The organism is Acinetobacter sp. ANC 3903, from assembly GCF_002135315.1.
Classification (GTDB): Bacteria; Pseudomonadota; Gammaproteobacteria; order Pseudomonadales; family Moraxellaceae; genus Acinetobacter.
Genome location: NZ_NEGA01000012.1, coordinates 27,451 through 45,929, shown reverse-complemented (window position 1 = coordinate 45,929; position 18,479 = coordinate 27,451). Strand labels below are relative to the sequence as shown.

Annotated in this window: 15 protein-coding genes and 1 tRNA gene; 5 read left to right on the top strand and 11 right to left on the bottom strand. The window is 40.4% G+C overall.

Annotated features, from left to right (window positions below; genetic code table 11):
• Positions 1-9: 9 nt before the first annotated feature.
• The 4 genes from B9T29_RS10650 to B9T29_RS10635 are packed head-to-tail and all read right to left on the bottom strand — an operon-like array spanning position 10 to position 4,714.
• Positions 10-840: a MetQ/NlpA family ABC transporter substrate-binding protein gene (locus tag B9T29_RS10650; protein ID WP_086175907.1), complete on the bottom strand. Its 831-nt coding sequence runs from the start codon at positions 838-840 to the stop codon at positions 10-12.
• A gap of 15 nt (positions 841-855) precedes the next feature.
• Positions 856-2,277 carry an LLM class flavin-dependent oxidoreductase gene (locus tag B9T29_RS10645; RefSeq protein ID WP_086175906.1) on the bottom strand — a complete coding sequence of 474 codons (1,422 nt, stop codon included), beginning with the start codon at positions 2,275-2,277 and terminating at the stop codon, positions 856-858.
• Positions 2,277-3,500: an SfnB family sulfur acquisition oxidoreductase gene (locus B9T29_RS10640; protein ID WP_086175905.1), complete on the bottom strand. Its 1,224-nt coding sequence runs from the start codon at positions 3,498-3,500 to the stop codon at positions 2,277-2,279. The genes B9T29_RS10645 and B9T29_RS10640 overlap by 1 nt, the downstream gene beginning before the upstream one ends.
• Positions 3,501-3,511: 11 nt before the next feature.
• On the bottom strand, positions 3,512-4,714 hold the full coding sequence (locus B9T29_RS10635; RefSeq protein ID WP_086175904.1) for an SfnB family sulfur acquisition oxidoreductase: 1,203 nt from the start codon (positions 4,712-4,714) through the stop codon (positions 3,512-3,514).
• A 380-nt stretch (positions 4,715-5,094) separates the two neighbouring features.
• Between B9T29_RS10635 and B9T29_RS10630 the strand changes: the two genes are divergently transcribed.
• A complete protein-coding gene (locus B9T29_RS10630) occupies positions 5,095-5,859 on the top strand; it encodes a glutathione S-transferase family protein (protein WP_086175903.1) in 765 nt (254 codons plus the stop codon).
• A 414-nt stretch (positions 5,860-6,273) separates the two neighbouring features.
• Positions 6,274-6,744 (top strand): Lrp/AsnC family transcriptional regulator, encoded by a 471-nt coding sequence (locus B9T29_RS10625; RefSeq protein WP_086175902.1) that lies wholly within the window; start codon positions 6,274-6,276, stop codon positions 6,742-6,744.
• A 363-nt stretch (positions 6,745-7,107) separates the two neighbouring features.
• Here B9T29_RS10625 and B9T29_RS10615 read toward each other — a convergent pair whose 3' ends face one another.
• Both B9T29_RS10615 and B9T29_RS10610 read right to left on the bottom strand, forming a co-directional pair.
• A complete protein-coding gene (locus B9T29_RS10615; protein ID WP_086175900.1) occupies positions 7,108-7,857 on the bottom strand; it encodes a YebC/PmpR family DNA-binding transcriptional regulator in 750 nt (249 codons plus the stop codon).
• Between the two features lie 113 nt (positions 7,858-7,970).
• A complete protein-coding gene (locus B9T29_RS10610) occupies positions 7,971-8,552 on the bottom strand; it encodes a 1-acyl-sn-glycerol-3-phosphate acyltransferase (protein ID WP_086175899.1) in 582 nt (193 codons plus the stop codon).
• Between the two features lie 966 nt (positions 8,553-9,518).
• On the opposite strand from B9T29_RS10610, the gene B9T29_RS10605 reads away from it, so the two are divergent.
• Positions 9,519-9,595, top strand: a tRNA-Ile gene (locus B9T29_RS10605).
• 528 nt (positions 9,596-10,123) lie between these two features.
• Here the strand turns inward: B9T29_RS10605 and B9T29_RS10595 are convergent.
• The 5 genes from B9T29_RS10595 to B9T29_RS10575 all read right to left on the bottom strand — a co-directional run bounded on the left by B9T29_RS10595 (position 10,124) and on the right by B9T29_RS10575 (position 15,592).
• Positions 10,124-11,527: an LLM class flavin-dependent oxidoreductase gene (locus B9T29_RS10595; protein ID WP_086175966.1), complete on the bottom strand. Its 1,404-nt coding sequence runs from the start codon at positions 11,525-11,527 to the stop codon at positions 10,124-10,126.
• 120 nt (positions 11,528-11,647) lie between these two features.
• A complete protein-coding gene (locus B9T29_RS10590; protein WP_086175897.1) occupies positions 11,648-12,799 on the bottom strand; it encodes a hypothetical protein in 1,152 nt (383 codons plus the stop codon).
• A gap of 157 nt (positions 12,800-12,956) precedes the next feature.
• On the bottom strand, positions 12,957-13,841 hold the full coding sequence (locus B9T29_RS10585) for a MetQ/NlpA family ABC transporter substrate-binding protein (RefSeq protein ID WP_086175896.1): 885 nt from the start codon (positions 13,839-13,841) through the stop codon (positions 12,957-12,959).
• 20 nt (positions 13,842-13,861) lie between these two features.
• Positions 13,862-14,548 carry a methionine ABC transporter permease gene (locus tag B9T29_RS10580; protein ID WP_086175895.1) on the bottom strand — a complete coding sequence of 229 codons (687 nt, stop codon included), beginning with the start codon at positions 14,546-14,548 and terminating at the stop codon, positions 13,862-13,864.
• Positions 14,549-14,560: 12 nt separating this feature from the next.
• Positions 14,561-15,592, bottom strand: a complete 1,032-nt coding sequence (locus tag B9T29_RS10575; protein ID WP_086175894.1) for a methionine ABC transporter ATP-binding protein — start codon at positions 15,590-15,592, stop codon at positions 14,561-14,563.
• Positions 15,593-15,828: 236 nt separating this feature from the next.
• On the opposite strand from B9T29_RS10575, the gene B9T29_RS10570 reads away from it, so the two are divergent.
• Complete coding sequence (locus tag B9T29_RS10570) at positions 15,829-17,076, top strand: SfnB family sulfur acquisition oxidoreductase (RefSeq protein ID WP_086175893.1); 1,248 nt, start codon at positions 15,829-15,831, stop codon at positions 17,074-17,076.
• 12 nt (positions 17,077-17,088) lie between these two features.
• Positions 17,089-18,345: an acyl-CoA dehydrogenase family protein gene (locus B9T29_RS10565; RefSeq protein WP_086175892.1), complete on the top strand. Its 1,257-nt coding sequence runs from the start codon at positions 17,089-17,091 to the stop codon at positions 18,343-18,345.
• Positions 18,346-18,479: the final 134 nt, after the last annotated feature.

The following is an 18,479-nucleotide window of genomic DNA, read 5'->3' as shown; positions in this document are numbered from 1 at the left end:
TTTAAACCCTTATTTCCAGCCCGGGAACCAGAGTTTGGCACCGAAATCTGCATCCAAAGCCTGTTTTACCTTCGGCGAGTTCTGATAGATTTCGACAAATTTCTTCAGTTTGTCATTTTTGTCTTGATAGTCCTCACGTACCGCAAACAGAATGGCATAACGGCTGTCCTTGTTAGAGTCAAATAACAAAGCTTGTTCCGGGTCAGCTGTTTTTGCCAGACGCAGGTAGTGCGGATAGCCAAAAGCCAGATCTACATCGTCAATGGCACGTGCGGTTTGTGGACCTTCCACTTCAACGAACTGTAAGTTCTTTGGATTGGTCGCGATGTCTTTCAGGCTAGATAAATGGTTATTTGGATCTTTAAGGGTCACCAGTTTCGCCTGTTGTAAAAGTAATAGTGCACGTCCCTGATTCACTGGATCGTTTGGCACCACAACTTTGGCACCATCTTTTAACTCATCAAAACTTTTGATTTTCTTTGAATACAAACCGACATGTGTTGCTGCGCCTTTAGCGAAGGCCTTGATCTTAAAGTCGGTTTCTTTTTTGGCATTGTCCAGAAATGGTTGATGCTGGAAGAAATTGGCATCAATATCACCATGATTAAGCGTGATATTCGGTGTATTCCAGTCGGAGAATTCCACCAGTTTCACGTTCAGACCTTGCTGCTTGGCTTCATCAGCTGCGACCTGTAAAGGCTTGGCAAAGGATGGACTAATGCCAATCACCAGTTCATCTGAACCGGATTTCTTTTGTTGATTCCAGACCACCAGTCCGATAACCACTACCGCAATAATCACCCCAATAATGGTGAATTTAGTTTTAGCGCTTTGTGCCATGTTGCACCTCAAAATTTATGCTGATTGTTTTTGCTTTAAGTTGGAATTCGAAGTTGATGCAGAGTTTTGACATCGAAATTGCTGAACAGGATGTGAGGCAGACAGTCGGTCGCCTTGCTGAAACAGCTTGTGTCGGAGACTGCCTTGTTCATATGCAGTCTTATAGCGTCCGCGCTGCTGTAATTCGGGAATAACCAGACGGATAAAATCCTGATGTGATTCTGGAGCAACGGTACGGGTCAGGTTAAAACCATCAATGCCGGTTTCATCAATCAGTTGAATCAGTTTTTCAGCCACGGTTGCCCCACTGCCCACGATCAGTGGATAACGTCCGCCAAGTACATGCTGGGCTTTCAGGTCATTCGGTGTGATCTGCTGTTCTTTAAACTTGTTATTCACCGAAGCAATGCTGTTGGTCTTCTGGTAAGGAATCGCTTCATCATCTGCAAATTTAGACAGATCAATCCCGACTGAACTGGAGAAGTGGGCAAGACCCGCTTCAGGACTGGCATAAGCAATATATTCATCCAGTTTTTGCCGAGCCAGTTCATCGCTTTCAGCAGTCACCACGGTAATGCCGACAAAAATCTTAATTGCTTCTGGATCGCGTCCTTGTTCGGTGGCTTGTTTCCGAATTTGATCGACCTGTTTTTTGATTTTTGCTGGTTGATCACCACCAATAAACATGCCTTCCGCATGCTGGGTGGCAAAAGCCATACCACGCGGTGAAGCACCTGCCTGGAATAAAACCGGAGTACGCTGGATAGAAGGAGAGACCTGAAACACGCCTTGGCTTTGGTAAAACTGCCCTTGGTGCTGAACCGGATGAACTTTAGCGGGATCGGTAAAAATACGCTTCTGTTTATCTTTTAAAACCGCATCATCTTCCCAGGAACCTTCCCAGAACTTATAGCAAAGCTGTAAAAATTCTTCGGCTTGTTCATAGCGCAGGTCATGGTCTTTTAAACCTTTTTCACCAATCAGACGTTGGGCACTGTCCAGATAACCAGTCACGATATTCCAGCCAATACGGCCTTGGGTCAGATGATCCAGACTGCCGAAGCGACGGGCAAACTGATACGGTGATTCATAACTTAAATTGACGGTAATACCGAATCCAAGGTTTTGCGTCACAGCAGCCATGGCAGAAACCAAGGTACTAGGATCATGACTGGGTAATTGAATCGACTCTTTTAAAGTCAGGTCAATACCGTTTTGATAGACATCATAAACCCCGGTAATGTCGGCAATGAACAGACCATCAAACAGGCCTTGTTCCAGGGTTTGGGCTAAATCTGTCCAGTAACTCAGCTCATTAAAACGGTGCGACTGATCACGCGGATGGGTCCATAATCCGTGATTGATATGGCCGACACAGTTCATATCAAAAGCATTCAACAAGATTTTTTTTGCCGAAGCAGGTAATGAATTTGTCATTACAATGTCCCCCGGCGTGGTGGCAGTACACCATTTAAAATATAGTTGGCAATGAAATAATATTTCCAGCGCGAAGCATCATGCAGGGTATGTACGCGGGCATTACGCCAGAAGCGATCTAGGCCGTCTTCACGCTGGCTACCACGGCTGCCTGCCAGTTCAATCAGTTTTGAAGATGCCTTTAATGCTGTTTCGCTACTATGTGCCCGAACCTTGGCCACATCTAAAGAAGCTTTCGCTACATTTTCTGCAGTAGGTGCTGGCTTTGCGGCATCAATCGAACGCGCTGCCTGTTTGAGTAACACTTCTGAGGCGCGGACATCGGCAACAATTCGGCCCAGTTCAAATAGGGTAAGCGGATCATCAGTCGCTTTGTCTACACCTGAATCAATCCATGGTCGTGCCTGACGCACGCGGTTTAAGGTTTCTTCAAATGCTGCACGGGCAATCCCGGTTTCAATAGATGCATGCATCAATTGCGCAAAAGGCCCCGAGATGGTGGGTTGAGAATAGGCAGTATCAAATCGAACTACATCTTCCTCTAATACCTGCACATTGTTAAATTTCACCGTGCCACTGCCTGTGGTACGTTGGCCAAAACCGCTCCAGTCATCAATCAAAGTTAGACCTTCACTATCACGCGGCACAAAAGCCAGGAATTGCTGATCCTGTTCATCCACAACTAGTGTTGGAATACGATGGGCAAATAAACTGCCGGTGCAATAGAACTTTTCACCATTAATGACATAGCCTTCAGCATTTTTCCGGATAGCCGTTTGGCGTTGTGCGGCAGTTTTTGTTTTGAATTCTGCCAAGGCATTGCCAAAACGGGCACCTTTTAATACTTCGGCATAGAGTTTTTGTTTTTGCTGTTCTGTGCCGTTATTGCGCAGGATTTCCAGAGCATAAAAATGGTTTTGTGGAATCTGGCCAATTGAACCATCTACACCACTCATCAGTGCAATCACTTGAGCTACGGTATAACTGGATACCTCTGCACCACCATACTGTTTTGGTACGGTAATGGCCCAGAGTCCAGACTGGCTATAGGCTTCAATTTCTTCAAATGGAAGAATGCGCTCGGCATCGCGCTGAACGGCTCCAGCTTTGAATTGTTCAGCTAAATTGCGTGCAATTTCTAGTGCTTCTGCATCAGACTGAATAATGTGGGCATGCGCCAGCTGTTCGGAATTAAATGAAATAATATTTTGATATGAAGTCATGGTGAATATCCTTAAATCCAGGCGTGGCGGGCAGGGAGCTTATGATTCAGGTAATAATCCCCAAGCGCATGCAGTTTCCAGCGGATCGGGTCATGCAGGGTATGCACACGCGCATTACGCCAGTGCTGATCCAGGTTATGCTGACTCAGACTTGAACGGCTACCGCCGAGTTCTAGTAATTTTTCAGATATATGTAGCGCTGCATCATTGGCATAGACTTTGGCTTCAGCAACTAAAATAGAGGCTTTTGCAGCCTGCTCATCTGTCACCGATTCCAGTTGATCAAGCTCATCCAAATATTCAGCTGCTTCATCCAGCAGTAAGATGGCTGCATCTAAAAGAACGGAAGATTTCCCCACTTCCTGTAAGGTGTAATGTTCAAAACTGGCTTTTTCGACTTGTGCATCGACAATCGGACGCGCTTTATGAATCGCGCTTACGGTATCGGCAAAAGCTGCTTCGGCTATGCCGACATCAATTGCCACCTGTAATAACTGTGAATAGGCACCGCGGTAATTGGGTTGACTGGAAAGTAGACGCTCATCAAAAATCAGTAGCGGATTAACTTCAACGTGTTGAAGTCTGACTGTGCCACTAGATGTGGTGCGTTGACCGAAACCATTCCAGTTATCAACCACGTCAACACCGGTAGTCTCACGATTCACAATGGTTAAAACCACATGGCCTTCAGGATGAATGGCTTTAATCGCCAGCCAGTGAGCAAAGCTACTACCAGTAGAATAGAATTTTTCACCATCGACAAAATAGCGACCATTTTCAAAGCTTAAAGTGGTTGCCAAGGTTTTAGTATCTTTGGTATTGCGCTCCGGACCACCGTTGGCCAGACGTTTGCCTTGTAAAATTTCCTGATAAATAAACTGTTTCTGCTGCTCTGTCCCCATAATTTGAATCATATTCAACAGCGCAATTTGATTCTGTGGAATTTGTCCTACACTGGAATCTGCTTTGTTGATGATGCGAAATGCATGAGCAAGAGTTTTATTGGAAACAAATGCACCACCATATTGTTTAGGAATACGAAGACCGCCTAGGCCTTTCTGGCTGAACAGATCAATTTCAGCAAAAGGCAGCAAGCGCTGTTGATCACGTTGATTACGACCTTCCAGTGCAAAATCAGCCACATGATAAGCAGCATGAATCGCATCGAGATCGTTTTCAATCACATGAACATTTTCAGAAATTAAACGAGACATAATGACACCTTAAATCGATATCAGAACGCTACAGGTAATTGAGTTTGAAAATAAGCAATTGCTTTTGCAAAGCTTAGAAGAAATATGATTTAGGATAAAAACTGCTAGATTTTTATTTATTTGGAATATATTAAGTGTTTAAAAATCAACACTATTTCACTGGTTTTAAATTTATCTTCTTGGATGTTAATGAAGATATATCAGCTTTAAAGATAACAAAGACAAAAAAACATATAAAAATAAAGCACAGGTGATTTGATATTTAGCCATTTATTTTGGATAAAAAGTACATTGTAATTCCGAAGCAGGGTGACTAAAGTATTGGACTGAATTAGATGGTTTTGATTTGGCAGAACTAAAAAAATAAACGCGGAGCTTTTATGCGAATTTTATACCAGTTTCCTTTATCTCATTTTTGTGAAAAGGCGCGCTGGTTGCTCGATCATAAAGAATTGGATTATGTCGCACAAAATTTAGTACCGGGTGTACATCGTGCTTTCGCACAGCTCAAAACAGGGCAGAACAAATTGCCTATTTTACGTGATCAAGATCTTTGGATTGCAGATTCAACTGAAATTGCCTTATATCTGGATGAGGTTTATCCAGAACATTCTTTATTGCGTGCTGATCCGCAACAACGTCAATTGGCTTTGGAAATCAATGATCTGGCTAACGAACTGGGCAGACATGTTCGCCGCTGGAGACTTTCCCATGCCTTGTCAGAAAGTGAAGAATCTTTAGATATTTTAATTGGTGAAAAGGGTTATTTACGCCAGTTCGAAAAATATTCCAAACCGATTATCAAAGCTTTGCTTTCTAAGGGTTATCAACTGAATGCAGACAAGGTGGCTGAATCTAAACAGCAAATGGATAATATCATCCAAAATTTAAATGAAAGATTGATTGAAAATCATGGACGTTACTTTGTTGGCGAACGTCTAGGTCTGGCTGATATTGCGGTATGTTCCATGTTGGCGCCGATTCTTGAAATTTCGGGTACCCCTTGGGAAAAGGAGCATGGGGAAATGCTGTCTGATGCATTTAAACAGTATAAAGAGCATTTGACGGCATTACCGTTAGGGCAATATATACTGCGTATTTATCAGACCGAACGCAATGCACGGGTGGACTGGCGGGGAATTTAAAAGGATCTCTAAAAATCGTCGAACCACCATTATTTGATTGAATCAAACTGCTGATGAAGCTTTGTGTAATATCATTGTTTTTAATGCGCTATTTTTTGTTTTGGTCCAACATTTTCCTTTTAATCTATTTCTATGCAAATGTAAAAAATGAGCGATGATCCGGAGCAGGACACTTGACTGGATGAGTGTTAAATTCAATATAAATAATTAATATATAACTAAAATTACCATTGATTATTTTTTATACTTAAATGGCGAGTGATAATCTAAGCATGAATCAAATTTTTTATGAATTGATTAGGCTTTTGGAAAATATTTTCAGGATATTTAAATTTTGTGAAAAATAAATAATTATTGTATAACATAAATAGCGTAATATTTTGCGCATCTATTGATTATTGAAAAGAGTATAAAATGGAGCTCGACCGTTTTGACAAACAGATCCTTGAAATATTGAGTCATGAAGATGTCAACTTAAATGAGCTGTCTGAGCGCATTAATCTTTCGGTCAGTTCTGTACATCGACGTATTAAGCATTTGATTGAAGCAAATATCATGACGCATTTAAAGCGTGATATTAACTATGCCAAGCTGGGTTTTAGTTTGCATGTGCTATTGCAGGTTTCTTTAAATAAGCATGATACCGATACTTTTGCCAAATTTTTAGAAGAATTAGAAAGTATTCCAGAAGTGATTAATGCTTTTTTGGTGACGGGGCAATCTGCTGACTTTATTGTCGAAGTGGTGGCTAAAGATATGGAAAATTATAGTGAAATTCTATTAAAGCGCATCGGGAAAATTGAACATGTGGTGGCATTGCATTCCAGTTTTGTGATTAAAGAATATAAGGTGTTGAACTGTAGTGGCTTACTCAATCGGGTCTGATAGTAAATTTGATGTTTAAAAAGGCACTACCATGTGCCCAAATCATTTACATTTGTTTAGTCAGTCTGTTGTTATGGCTACTGATTGATATGCTTAACATGAAAATGCATGGGTATTGGGGTAGTCGAACAGTCGCTATATTGCTGTGGATTGCTCAATATTTAACGTTTCTTTATATTCTAAAAGATCGTTTTAAGAATAAATCTGTATTGAAAGCATGGTATTTCAGAATTTTTATTTCATTGCTAATACTGATTGGTTTTACGATTTTACTGATTCCCATTTTATTTAGTTTTCATATCTGGATGGGTGGGCCATTATAAAAAAACGCACCCTCAGGTGCGTTTTTAAATTCAGTCAATATTAGCCTTCAAGCTGTTCTAAGACTTCGTCTGAGAATTCAACGTTGGTGTAAACGTTTTGAACATCATCAAGATCCTCAAGCATATCAATCATTTTCATGATTTTTTTTGCTTGGTCGATATCTGTGATTTCAGCTTTGGTAGAAGGACTCATGACCACTTCAGCATTGTCAGATTTTAAACCTGCGGCAGCTAAAGCATCTTGTACTTCACCGAACGCTTCAGGAGTCGTAATGACCAGAATTTCATCTTCATCTACTTCGATGTCTTCAGCACCAGCTTCTAATGCGACATCCATGATTTGATCTTCTAAAGAAACATCTTCAAAGCTAATCTCACCACGTTTAGTAAATAAGAATGCAACCGAACCGTTAGTACCTAAGTTACCATCAGTTTTAGAGAAGCAGTGACGTACATCAGGAACAGTACGGTTTAAGTTATCAGTCATTGTTTCAACAATAACGGCAACACCACCCACACCATAACCTTCGTAAGTGACTTCTTTTAAGTCGTCGTTGTCTTCACCACCCGCACCACGCTGAATAGCACGGTTGATCACGTCGCGTGTCATGTTTACAGAGAGTGCCTTTTCAACTACAGCACGTAAACGTGGGTTGCTTGCGGCATCACCACCGCCAAGTTTTGCAGCTGTGGTTAACTCACGAATGTATTTGGTAAAAACTTTACCACGGCTAGCATCTTGTTTTGCTTTACGATGCTTGATATTGGCCCACTTGGAATGACCCGCCATGCGAACTATGCTCCTTGTAGATTGGCTTTATGCCTAATCGAATGTTTTAAATTCTACCATAAGCCCTTTTTTCTTAGAAAGGGCTAGCTTTTGAGTTTTTAAACAAATGCTACTTAGTTTTTGGTTTCAGGAATATTTTTAGGTTCGGGAATAATAATATCTAAGCCTACTTTTTCTTTGTAAAGCTGTTTTAACAAAGCCAGGTCATGATTAATTTCCGTAGGATAAATTTTACCTAAAATTCCGCCTTGTTTAGTTTGTGAATTAGCATACATTAAAACGATAGGTACACCTGCAGCTTTGGCTATATGCCAAAAACCTGTGCGGATGGGTTTTCTGGTTTCACCTGTTTTGGCCCGGGTCGCTTCAGGGGCAATTACCAGATTGAATTTTTCATTCTGCTGAAAATGTTCAACCATTAATGACACGATATCTTTATTGGATTTACGATCGACCGCAATCCCACCAATGGCTTCTAATAAAGGTTTCATCGGGCCTTTAAATAATTCTTTTTTAATCAGGGTATGAATTTTTATATCATAAATCTGGAATAGCGCTAGGGAAAGCACGGCATCCATCATGGAAGTATGTTCAAACCCAACAATTACTTGCTTATTTTCAAGTACATCTGGTTCAACGTGATAATTCCATCCTGCAAGTTTAAATGCAGATTCACCAATAAATTTTTTTAACATGGATATGAGGGATATTTGGTAATATGAAAGTGGGCTAATTTCTGCCTGTTCGTATTTATAGTCAAGTGCTGATGAGTTAAAAATAATCAAATAAATACACTTTACATAGCTTTTAAAAATACAGCCATTAATTGGTTTTATATATAAAATAGCTCGAATAAAGACTTAAAAAATATCATTAAATATAAATTAAGACTGAATAATGACTATCCAGATTAAAAAATACCTATTAGACTTTTGTCGAAGATAAAATTTATTTAAACACATGACCCGACTGGGCAGCTGTTTAATGAGGATTGAAAAGAATGATGTATGTTTCGGCTTTTCTATTAGCATTTTGTTTGTTTATGCTCGTGGTTGTGTGGTCTTTAATCGAAATTCGCATTGAAGAGCATAAGCAACGCAGTCTTGAGTCTTGATCACCAGTCAAAGCTTAAAGAATTTTACTATTTTGATTTTTTAAATCGTTATTTAAAATTTATATAAAAATTTAAAATAAGAGTTTTTAAATATAAGTTATTCATCTTTTTCCCATGATTTAAATTTCAAAAATGTGATAAGAGGGATGACTTGATTTAATTTGGTTATTTTTAAAACTGAATACTCAATCATAATCTGTTAAAAGGTGATTGTTAAAAGTAACACGATCATCATACAATTTCCTTCATTTACTAACCTCTCTTAAAAATTGTGAGTTGTTCTCAATTTATTAGCGGGAAATATTGGTATAGCATCTTCATATAAATGTTTTTAGAATTTATTATAGATACACAAGCTCAGTAAATTTGTAGATTGTTTAGGGTAGGATGGAACTAAGTTCTATGAAAAAATAATAACCTTTTAAAACGTGCTAAATAATTGTTGTGTTACTGTGCAAGTGAAAGCGAAAATGCTTGTTTTTTGAAAAAATCTTCGTTAGTATTGCCTCGCTTGAACTTGTTGATATATAACAAATTCAGCTTATAAGGGCCTATAGCTCAGTTGGTTAGAGCAGCGGACTCATAATCCGTTGGTCGACAGTTCAAGTCTGTCTGGGCCCACCATATAAAACAACCACTTACGTGTACTAATCGTAAGTGGTTTTTTAATTAAAACAAAAAAGGTAGCGAATAGGTAGCAGTTGATGAATTGCAAATTTCACCTTTACACATAAAAAAGAAAATAGTTTGTAAGCTATTAGATATATCCGTGAATCAATTAAGAAAAATATCGTTAGCAGATGAAAATTTTCCGAAGCATTTAAAGTCGGGGCCAACCCGTCAGGCAGGTGTCTATTTTGATTATCAAGAAATTGTAGAGTGGCATAAAAAGCAACTGGCATTGAGATAGTTTTGTAAATCGTGTCCTGACTAAAGATTACAGTAGTAATCTTTAATTGGCTGAATATTTTAATTTTAATTCTTAAGCAGGAGAAATTTGGTATAAATCCTCACAAACTTTATCTTAATCACAAGTTTTTAAAGGAAACTATACTTGAGTTAAGTTATTACCATTTCAAGAGCTTCTTTCAGTTTACATCAAAAATCCGTGAGAAACTGAAAGATGGCTGTGGTAAGTTTTGGGTTTAAAAGTTAAGCTATTTTTGATGTAATTTCTGTTTTATTCTCTTGGGTATTATAACGGAAGCTGGCTCCTCTATGGTTTTTAGGCAACAGCGGTCCTTGTCCAAAAAGTTTTTCGCGTAAAGTTCCTGTTGCATATTCAGTCTGATAAACACCGCGGCGTTGAAGTTCAGGAACCACATACTCAACAACATCTTCAAATGTTTTATGGGCCAAAATATAAGCGAGGTTAAAACCATCAATATCGGTATCTTCTACCCACTCTTGCAGACGGTCAGCAATGGTTGCAGGAGAGCCTACTAATACAGGTCCATTACCTCCAACACTGATAAATTTAGCAATTTCTTCAATTGTCCAAACACGTTCTGGATCTGCTTTAACATACGAATCGAGCATAGATTGAATTGCATTGGTATGAATATATTCTACTTGGTCTTGCGCATTAAATTGTGAAAAATCTACACCAGACCAACCAGAAGCTAAGGTTAATCCACCATGATAGCTTCCATATTTTTGATATTCTTTGAATTTAGCTTGCGCTTTTTCATCTGTTTCATCTACAACAATAGAAAGCATAGTGTAAATTAAAATGGAATGTGGATCTTTACCCTCTTCTACAAGTTTAGTACGAATTCCTTGAACTAGTTTTTTTACGGCTGCTTTTGTTGGCGCAGAAATAAAAACACATTCTGCATTTTGACTGGCAAAAGATTGCCCACGACTAGATGCCCCAGCTTGATACAGTACAGGCGTACGCTGCGGAGAAGGCTCGCAAATATGAATACCAGGAACTGTAAAATATTCACCTTCATGATTAATAGGGTGAACTTTGGTGTGGTCAGCGAAAATTCCTTTTTCTTTATCGCGAAGGACTGCATCTTGTTCCCAAGAACCTTCCCAAAGCTTGTAGAGTACTTCTAAGTATTCATCGGCAATATCGTAACGGTTATCATGACTGACCTGATTTTTTAAGCCTAAATTTTTAGAGCCACTTTCTAAATATGAGGTCACGATGTTCCAGCCCGCACGACCTTTTGTTAAATGGTCTAATGTACTCATGCGACGTGCAAATGGGTAGGGATGCTCAAATGAAATAGAGGTTGTGACACCAAAGCCCAAGTGTTTGGTTACGGCAGCCATGGCAGGAACAATCTGTAAAGGGTCATTCACTGGTACTTGAACTGCACCAGTCAGTGCATGTTCTGCAGACTGGTTATATACATCGTAAATACCAAGTACATCTGCAAGAAAAATACCGTCAAATTTACCGCGTTCTAAGATTTGAGCTAAGTCAGTCCAATATTCTAAGTCTTTGTATTCAGTAGAGCGGTCTAGCGGATGACGCCATAACCCCGGTGATTGATGGGCGATACAATTCATTTCAAAGGCATTAAATCTAATTTGCTTAGTCATATTGGTCTGTAATAACGTCAAAAATTTAATTAATTTTAATAAAAAAATATTGAAACTTTTAATAATAAAAATTTCAATATTTATCATAATCGTTGTTTATGAAAATAACGTATTTAGTTATTAGAAATAATAGCCTAGTGAAAGGAATAACATATTATTCCAGTTGTTATCTTTGCTTGTGGCATAACCATCACTAGAACCAAATGCAGTATCATTTTTTGCATTAATATATTCTAAATAGAATTGAAGATTATCTTTGTATTTTGTATATACACCATTGATTAGGCGTTCTGAGTCTGAATAATCATTATTGTCTTTAAAATATCTGGAGTAATTTGAATATAATATTGGACTACTAAAATTTTTATAATTTAAAGGTAGTGCATAGTTTATTTCAGTAGATAAAAAGTTGGCCTTATTTGCAACGTTATAATAGCCATCAAAGAAACCAAAAGTTGAATATTCAGGATGATCTATATCTTTATTTTTAATATTTTGTCCACCATATATAATATTAAAACCTAATGGTCCAGCTTGTGTTTTCTGGAATACGGTCCAAACATTTCGATTACCTGTAGCATTAGTTTTTAAGTTGTCAATTTGACTATGTAAATATGATGCACCAGCTTTTGTTGTAATTTTAGTATCTGAAATATTGTAATTAAAATCTTTATCTAATTTAATTGTAAACTGATTTTTTTCTTCTGTTTGTGTACCATCTGCAAAATCATGTTCTGCGGTTAAATTACTAGAATAGTGCGATGATTTTTTACTTTTACCTGTATAACTCCCTGCATCACTAAAGAAGTAGCCTGCTGTTAAATTAAATGATTTTGGTGTGTATTGATAAGTTAAGCCTATATTATTTAATTCCTCTAAACCTAAATTATAAAGTTGGGTTAAATTGTAAGTTGTACTGTAATAGCGGTCTAACCCAATTGGTACAGGTTGTAGGCCAGCAGTTACTTTATGTTCAGGTGTGAACTGGTAGGCCAGCCAAGCATTTGCAGGAAAATGTATGCCACCTAATTTATCATGTGCTTCATATACACGATAATCTAAATGCCCACTTAGGGCATTATTCTGATAATTTAACCATAAAACTGCATCGCTAAAATCAATTTTATTTCCACTGTTTTCTAAATAATCATTATGTGTATATTGGAAGCGAATAGTTCCACTTACATCTAGACCATTTTCAGTATTTTCTGCATGTGAAATTTGATTGAATGTTGAAAGAATAGATATTGATAAAATCAGTCGTTTAATCATGGCTTAAATTTAATTTAAAAGGTATTGTGTAATTATATGTTTGCATTTTGTTTTTAAATATTAATATAAAGTGATAAATTAATTCTGATTATTTATATAAGACTTTAAAATGAATATCTATGGCATATAAACATGCCATAGATGTATTAAGTAATAATTAATCTTCTGATACTGGGGTTAAAATGCCTTTTACATTTAGGTCATCAGTGGTTTTCAGATATTCAGCGATGCGAGGATCAGCGAAGATTTTTTGCAGTTTTACAATTTGCGGATCATCCTTTTTTGCCTCAGCAATGACTAAACGGCTGGCGAAAGTACGCGGTGCTGCAGGAAATAGAATGCCTTTGCTGCGCGAGATTTTACCTGCATCAAACTGAGCGACATAGCCAATTGCCGCATCAACAGAGTCTAGAGTGCGCGCCATAGACAGCAATTCAATTTCAGTAAATTTAAAGCTGTGGGGATTTTCCTGAATGTCTTTAATTTTTGCTGTACGTGGTTCAATCGCAGGATTCAGTTTAATCAGGCCTTCACGCTGTAGCAACCATAGCGCTTGACCTTGGTTGGCTAAATCGCTAGGAATGGCAAATACTGCATTTTTTGGCAGCTCATTAATGTTCTTATAACGGTCTGAATAAATTCCGAACGCCCATTGGAAGACTTCAACTGTCGGCAGGAGTTTAAAGCCATTGGCATCTGCGACTTGTTTCAGCCACCATTGATGCTGATATATGGTGCCGGCAAATTCACCATCATTGACTGCGCGGTTGGCCTGAACTGGGTCCTGTACACCAACGGCTTCCAGCTTCACGCCGTAATCAGGGGCAATATGTTCATTGGCATATTCAATCAGGTTTTTTTCACCGATCATGGTCGGTTCATAATGAACTTTTAGCACATTGCTTTCTGCGGATGCCTGATGAGAGGAATTTTGCTTAAACAGGGCAAGGCCTGCAATGACGGCGATCACGACAATCGCGCCGATGATCAAAGGCAATTTAGTTTTTTTCTTCAGTTCAAATGGGTGCTGCGGGGAAGTCATAACAATGTCCGTATGTTGAATTAAGCATGTTTTAAGGAGGCGCTGATGCGGTTACCGATAAACTGCACCGCTTGAATGGTCGCGATCAGCGTGATAATCGTGGCGATCATGATGTGATGGTCAAAGCGCTGATAGCCGTAAAGCACCGCCAAATAGCCAATGCCGCCTGCGCCGATTGTGCCGGCAATTGCAGAGTATTCAATCATGGCAATCAGATTTAGTGTGGCGGCTGAAATCAGGCTAGGCAGCGATTCTTTCAGCTGTACCTGATGAATGATCTGCAGGGAAGTACCGCTAGATACACGTCCGACAGAAGTGATTTCAGGTGGTAGTTCATTAAGTGCATTTTCGACCAAGCGGGCAAAAAATGGAATGCCAGCGATGGTCATGGGAACCACAGCCGCAGCAATACCAATAGTTGTTCCAGTCAGCCATTTGGTTAGCGGAATAATGGCAGCCATCAGCACCAGAAAGGGTAATGACCGGCCAATATTGACAATTGCGCTAAGTGCGCCGTACAGCTTTCGGTTTTCGAATAGTCCGCGGTCAGAGCTGTTGAATAAAGCAATGCCGGTAATGCCGCCGATAATAATGACCAATGTCATCACGATGCCGACCATGGTCCATGTTTCTAAATAAGCCGGCAGCAGCATTTCAGGTATTTCTGTCCAAGGTGTATTTTGATCCAGTACGATATCTTTCGACATGATGTTTATTCCTTAAGCGGCTGCATGCTGGGAAGAGGGTGGTGCAGATTGAATGACTTTGAACTGCACATTCCATTTGGCCAGTTGGCTTTCTATCTGTGTTTTATGTTTGTTGTATAGCGCATCCGGCAGGCTGAAAATAATTTTGCCGACAGTGGCATTGCTGATCACTTCAACTGTAGATGTGTGCACATCCAGACCATATCCTGCGTGGATACTCAGCTGGCTGAGCCAGTTCAGTGGTGTATCCAATGCTGAGGAGTAGGTCGCTGAAAATATGGTATGGTCAGTCGGTAATACTGCTGGAATATGCAAGGGCAAAATTTTAGCGCCGATGGCCGATTCAGGATTTAAAATCAGGTCCATGACACAGCCTTGTTCCGCGATTTCACCATGTGAGAGCACTGCGACATCGTCTGCAATTTGACGTACGACGTCCATTTCATGGGTAATTAAAATTACGGACAGCCCGAGTTCATCGCGCAGTTCAGTTAGTAGTTTTAAAATGGATTGTGTTGAATCAGGATCTAGGCCTGAAGTGGCTTCATCTGCAATTACGATACTAGGCTGCAGTGCTAAGGCGCGGGCAATCCCGACACGCTGCTGCTGACCGCCAGAAAGCTGCGCAGGATAATGGTTGGCGCGATCAGATAGCTTCACATTTTCCAGCAGGTAAGCGACCCGGTCTTTGATTTGATGATCCACCACGCCAAGAAATTCTAGGGGCAGGGCAACATTTTCAGCTGCTGTACGGCGCTTGAGGAGTGCTGAAGACTGAAAAACAAGGCCAATCTTCTGGCGCTGCTGGCGGAGTGCTTCAGCTGATAGCTTATTTAACACTGTGCCGTCTAAGATCAGCTCACCTGAACTCGGATGTTCTAATAGGCTTAAGCATTTGGACAGTGTGGATTTGCCTGAACCACTGGGGCCAACAATCGCGGTAATTTTGCCTTTTGCAATGCTGAGATTGATATCTTTCAGCACCTGTGCCGCGCCGCCATTTTTCAGCGGATAGCTTTTATTAAGATTTCGAATTTCATACACTGTGCAAAAACTTCAACTGAAACAAGAGCTGAAATTTAATCTGAATTTAATATGTTTATTAAATATAAATTTCTGCAGATTATATGCATTTAAAGGCATATATAAATAAATGAAAAGCTAATAATATTTAATAGAAATTATTTTAAATAAAAAGATTTCTTTCTCTAATTAATGTATAAAAAAAATCAGAAAATGATGCTAGCTTATTTTTATGACAAACAAGAGAGCATTTTATAATGACTTCTAAAATCGAAATAAAATTGACAGATGTACAGAATGTCCCTCGGGATTTTTATCAACATGATTCTTCGGCTCATGTAATACGATCTGATAAAGAAGCCATTGAAACAGCGCAGCGCTTAGCTGCTGATTTTGCTAAGGAAGCGTCGAAACGCGATCATGAACGTCGCCTGCCATTGCAGGAAGTACAGCAGTATTCTGCTTCCGGCTTATGGGGCATTACCATACCGAAAGCTTTTGGTGGTGCAGGTGTCAGCTATAAGACATTAGCCGAAGTCGTTAAAATTATTTCTAGCGCCGATTCATCCTTAGGTCAGATTGCGCAAAACCATTGGGCATTTCTAGAGCACATCCGTTTGGATGCCAGTCCAGAACAGCAGGAATTTTTCTTTGATCAGGTGTTAAAGGGCAAGCGGTTCGGCAATGCATTTTCAGAAAAAGGCTCTAAAACAGTAGCGGATTTAACCACAACGATTGATTTTAAATCCGATCATGCAGTGATTAATGGGCAGAAGTTTTTTGCCACCGGTGCACTACTGGCACATTGGGTACCGGTGGTTGCCGTCAGTGATGGCAAGCCTTATGCCGCGCTGGTGCCCCAGCATACGCCTGGACTTACAATCATTAATGACTGGAGCGGATTTGGCCAGCGCACCACAGTTAGCGGTTCAGTGCTTTTAGAAAATGTTCAGGTAGATCTGAAGTACATAGTGCCCATTCATCAAGCCTTTGAACGTCCGACAGCTGCAGGTGCAATTTCCCAGTTTATTCAGTCTGCTGTAGATGCTGGCATTGCCCGAGGCGCGATTCAGGAAACCATTGACTATGTGCGTCAGCATGCGCGTCCATGGATTGATTCAGGCTTAGATAAAGCTTATCAAGACCCGTACACCATCGCCAATATCGGAGAGCTGAAAATCAAGCTTCGCGCTGCTGAAGCTGTACTGGATTTAGCTGGCGAAGCGATTGACCGCGCGCTGGAAAATGCCACAGAAGAAACAGTGTCGGAAGCCACACTGCTGACCGCAGAATCCAAGGTGTTGACCACGGAAATTGCGCTGCTGGCGGCCAATAAGCTGTTCGAACTGTCAGGTACACGTTCGACGCTGTCTGAACTGAATTTAGACCGTCATTGGCGCAACGCGCGCACGCATACACTTCATGATCCCGTGCGCTGGAAACTTAATTTAGTCGGTAATTACTATTTAAATGATATTCCGTTGCCGCGCCATGCGTGGAGCTGAGAGGGAAAAGCTATGACCATTCAAAATAAACAGAACTTATCTCTTGGCACGAACTATGAGCAGGTGGCTGGTAAATTCCGCCCGATCTTCCAGCGTATTGCCGAAGGAGCTTTGGCGCGTGAGAAAAACCGCGAGCTGCCGCGGGAACCGATTCAATGGCTGAAAGAAGCTGGCTTTGGTGCAGTGCGTGTGCCGACAGCATTTGGCGGTGACAGCGTATCTCAAAAACAGCTGTTCCAGCTGCTGATTGAATTGGCCAAAGCGGATTCAAATGTCGTTCAGGCGCTGCGCGGTCATTTCGCTTTTGTCGAAGACCGTTTGAATGCGCATAAAACTGAAGATCAGAGCCTGTGGTTTCAGCGTTTTGTTGACGGTGATTTGGTCGGCAATGCTTGGACGGAAATCGGCAAAGTTGAGATAGGTGATGTCGTGACCCGCGTGACTGAAAATGCGCAGGGGCAGCTGACGGTGAATGGACGCAAATACTATTCGACCGGCACCATTTTCGCGGATTGGATTGACTTATTTGCGTTAGATGAAACCACCAATCAGCATGTGATTGCAGCGGTTTCGACCCATGCATCTGGCATTAAAATCAGTGATGACTGGGATGGTTTTGGTCAAAAAACCACAGGTAGTGGTACGCTGGTGATTGAAAATGTGCCGGTCAGCCGTGAATATATTTTGCCTTTTGATCAGCGTTTTAAATACCAAACCGCTTTCTACCAGGTGGTGCATTTGGCAACGCTGGCAGGGATTGCGCAAAGCGCTGTTGCAGCCTTTAGTGATGAAGTTCGCAAGCGTACCCGTATTTACAGCCACGGCAATGCAGAGCTGGTGCGTGATGATGCGCAGATTCTGCAAGTGATCGGCAAAGCATCTGCTCAAGCATATGCCAGTGAATCGATTACGCTGCACGCAGCTGAAGCTTTGGACGGCGCATACTTGAGCCATTTCCAAAATGATCAGCTGCTGGATCAAAAGGCCAATGACCTTGCTGAACTTGAGTCTTCTCAAGGGCAGGTCGTAATTTCTGAACTGGTATTAAATTTGACCACAGAATTGTTCAATGCACTTGGCGCATCTGCCAGTACAACCGAAAAGCAGCTCGACCGTTTCTGGCGCAATGCGCGCGTGGTGTCTTCACACAATCCGCTGATTTATAAACAAAAAGTCATTGGTGATTGGGAGATTAATAAAGCGCCGTTGCCTTATGTATGGCAAATCGGCAATAGTCCCGCAGCCAAACAGCAGGAAATTGCAGCTTAAAGTCTTTTTAAATGAAAAACTGAGAATTAAAACCGCATGATTGCGGTTTTAATTCTATTTATATCTTTAAAAAATATAATGAGGCTTATTTTATTTCGTGTTTTGTAAATATTTATAAATTCTAAATGATTAAA

What these genes read in the sequence shown, in the direction of transcription:
- B9T29_RS10650 (WP_086175907.1), bottom strand. Translation starts at nt 840, where the DNA reads ATGGCACAAAGCGCTAAAACTAAATTCACCATTATTGGGGTGATTATT.
- B9T29_RS10645 (WP_086175906.1), bottom strand. Translation starts at nt 2,277, where the DNA reads ATGACAAATTCATTACCTGCTTCGGCAAAAAAAATCTTGTTGAATGCT.
- B9T29_RS10640 (WP_086175905.1), bottom strand. Translation starts at nt 3,500, where the DNA reads ATGACTTCATATCAAAATATTATTTCATTTAATTCCGAACAGCTGGCG.
- B9T29_RS10635 (WP_086175904.1), bottom strand. Translation starts at nt 4,714, where the DNA reads ATGTCTCGTTTAATTTCTGAAAATGTTCATGTGATTGAAAACGATCTC.
- B9T29_RS10630 (WP_086175903.1), top strand. Translation starts at nt 5,095, where the DNA reads ATGCGAATTTTATACCAGTTTCCTTTATCTCATTTTTGTGAAAAGGCG.
- B9T29_RS10625 (WP_086175902.1), top strand. Translation starts at nt 6,274, where the DNA reads ATGGAGCTCGACCGTTTTGACAAACAGATCCTTGAAATATTGAGTCAT.
- B9T29_RS10615 (WP_086175900.1), bottom strand. Translation starts at nt 7,857, where the DNA reads ATGGCGGGTCATTCCAAGTGGGCCAATATCAAGCATCGTAAAGCAAAA.
- B9T29_RS10610 (WP_086175899.1), bottom strand. Translation starts at nt 8,552, where the DNA reads ATGTTAAAAAAATTTATTGGTGAATCTGCATTTAAACTTGCAGGATGG.
- B9T29_RS10595 (WP_086175966.1), bottom strand. Translation starts at nt 11,527, where the DNA reads ATGACTAAGCAAATTAGATTTAATGCCTTTGAAATGAATTGTATCGCC.
- B9T29_RS10590 (WP_086175897.1), bottom strand. Translation starts at nt 12,799, where the DNA reads ATGATTAAACGACTGATTTTATCAATATCTATTCTTTCAACATTCAAT.
- B9T29_RS10585 (WP_086175896.1), bottom strand. Translation starts at nt 13,841, where the DNA reads ATGACTTCCCCGCAGCACCCATTTGAACTGAAGAAAAAAACTAAATTG.
- B9T29_RS10580 (WP_086175895.1), bottom strand. Translation starts at nt 14,548, where the DNA reads ATGTCGAAAGATATCGTACTGGATCAAAATACACCTTGGACAGAAATA.
- B9T29_RS10570 (WP_086175893.1), top strand. Translation starts at nt 15,829, where the DNA reads ATGACTTCTAAAATCGAAATAAAATTGACAGATGTACAGAATGTCCCT.
- B9T29_RS10565 (WP_086175892.1), top strand. Translation starts at nt 17,089, where the DNA reads ATGACCATTCAAAATAAACAGAACTTATCTCTTGGCACGAACTATGAG.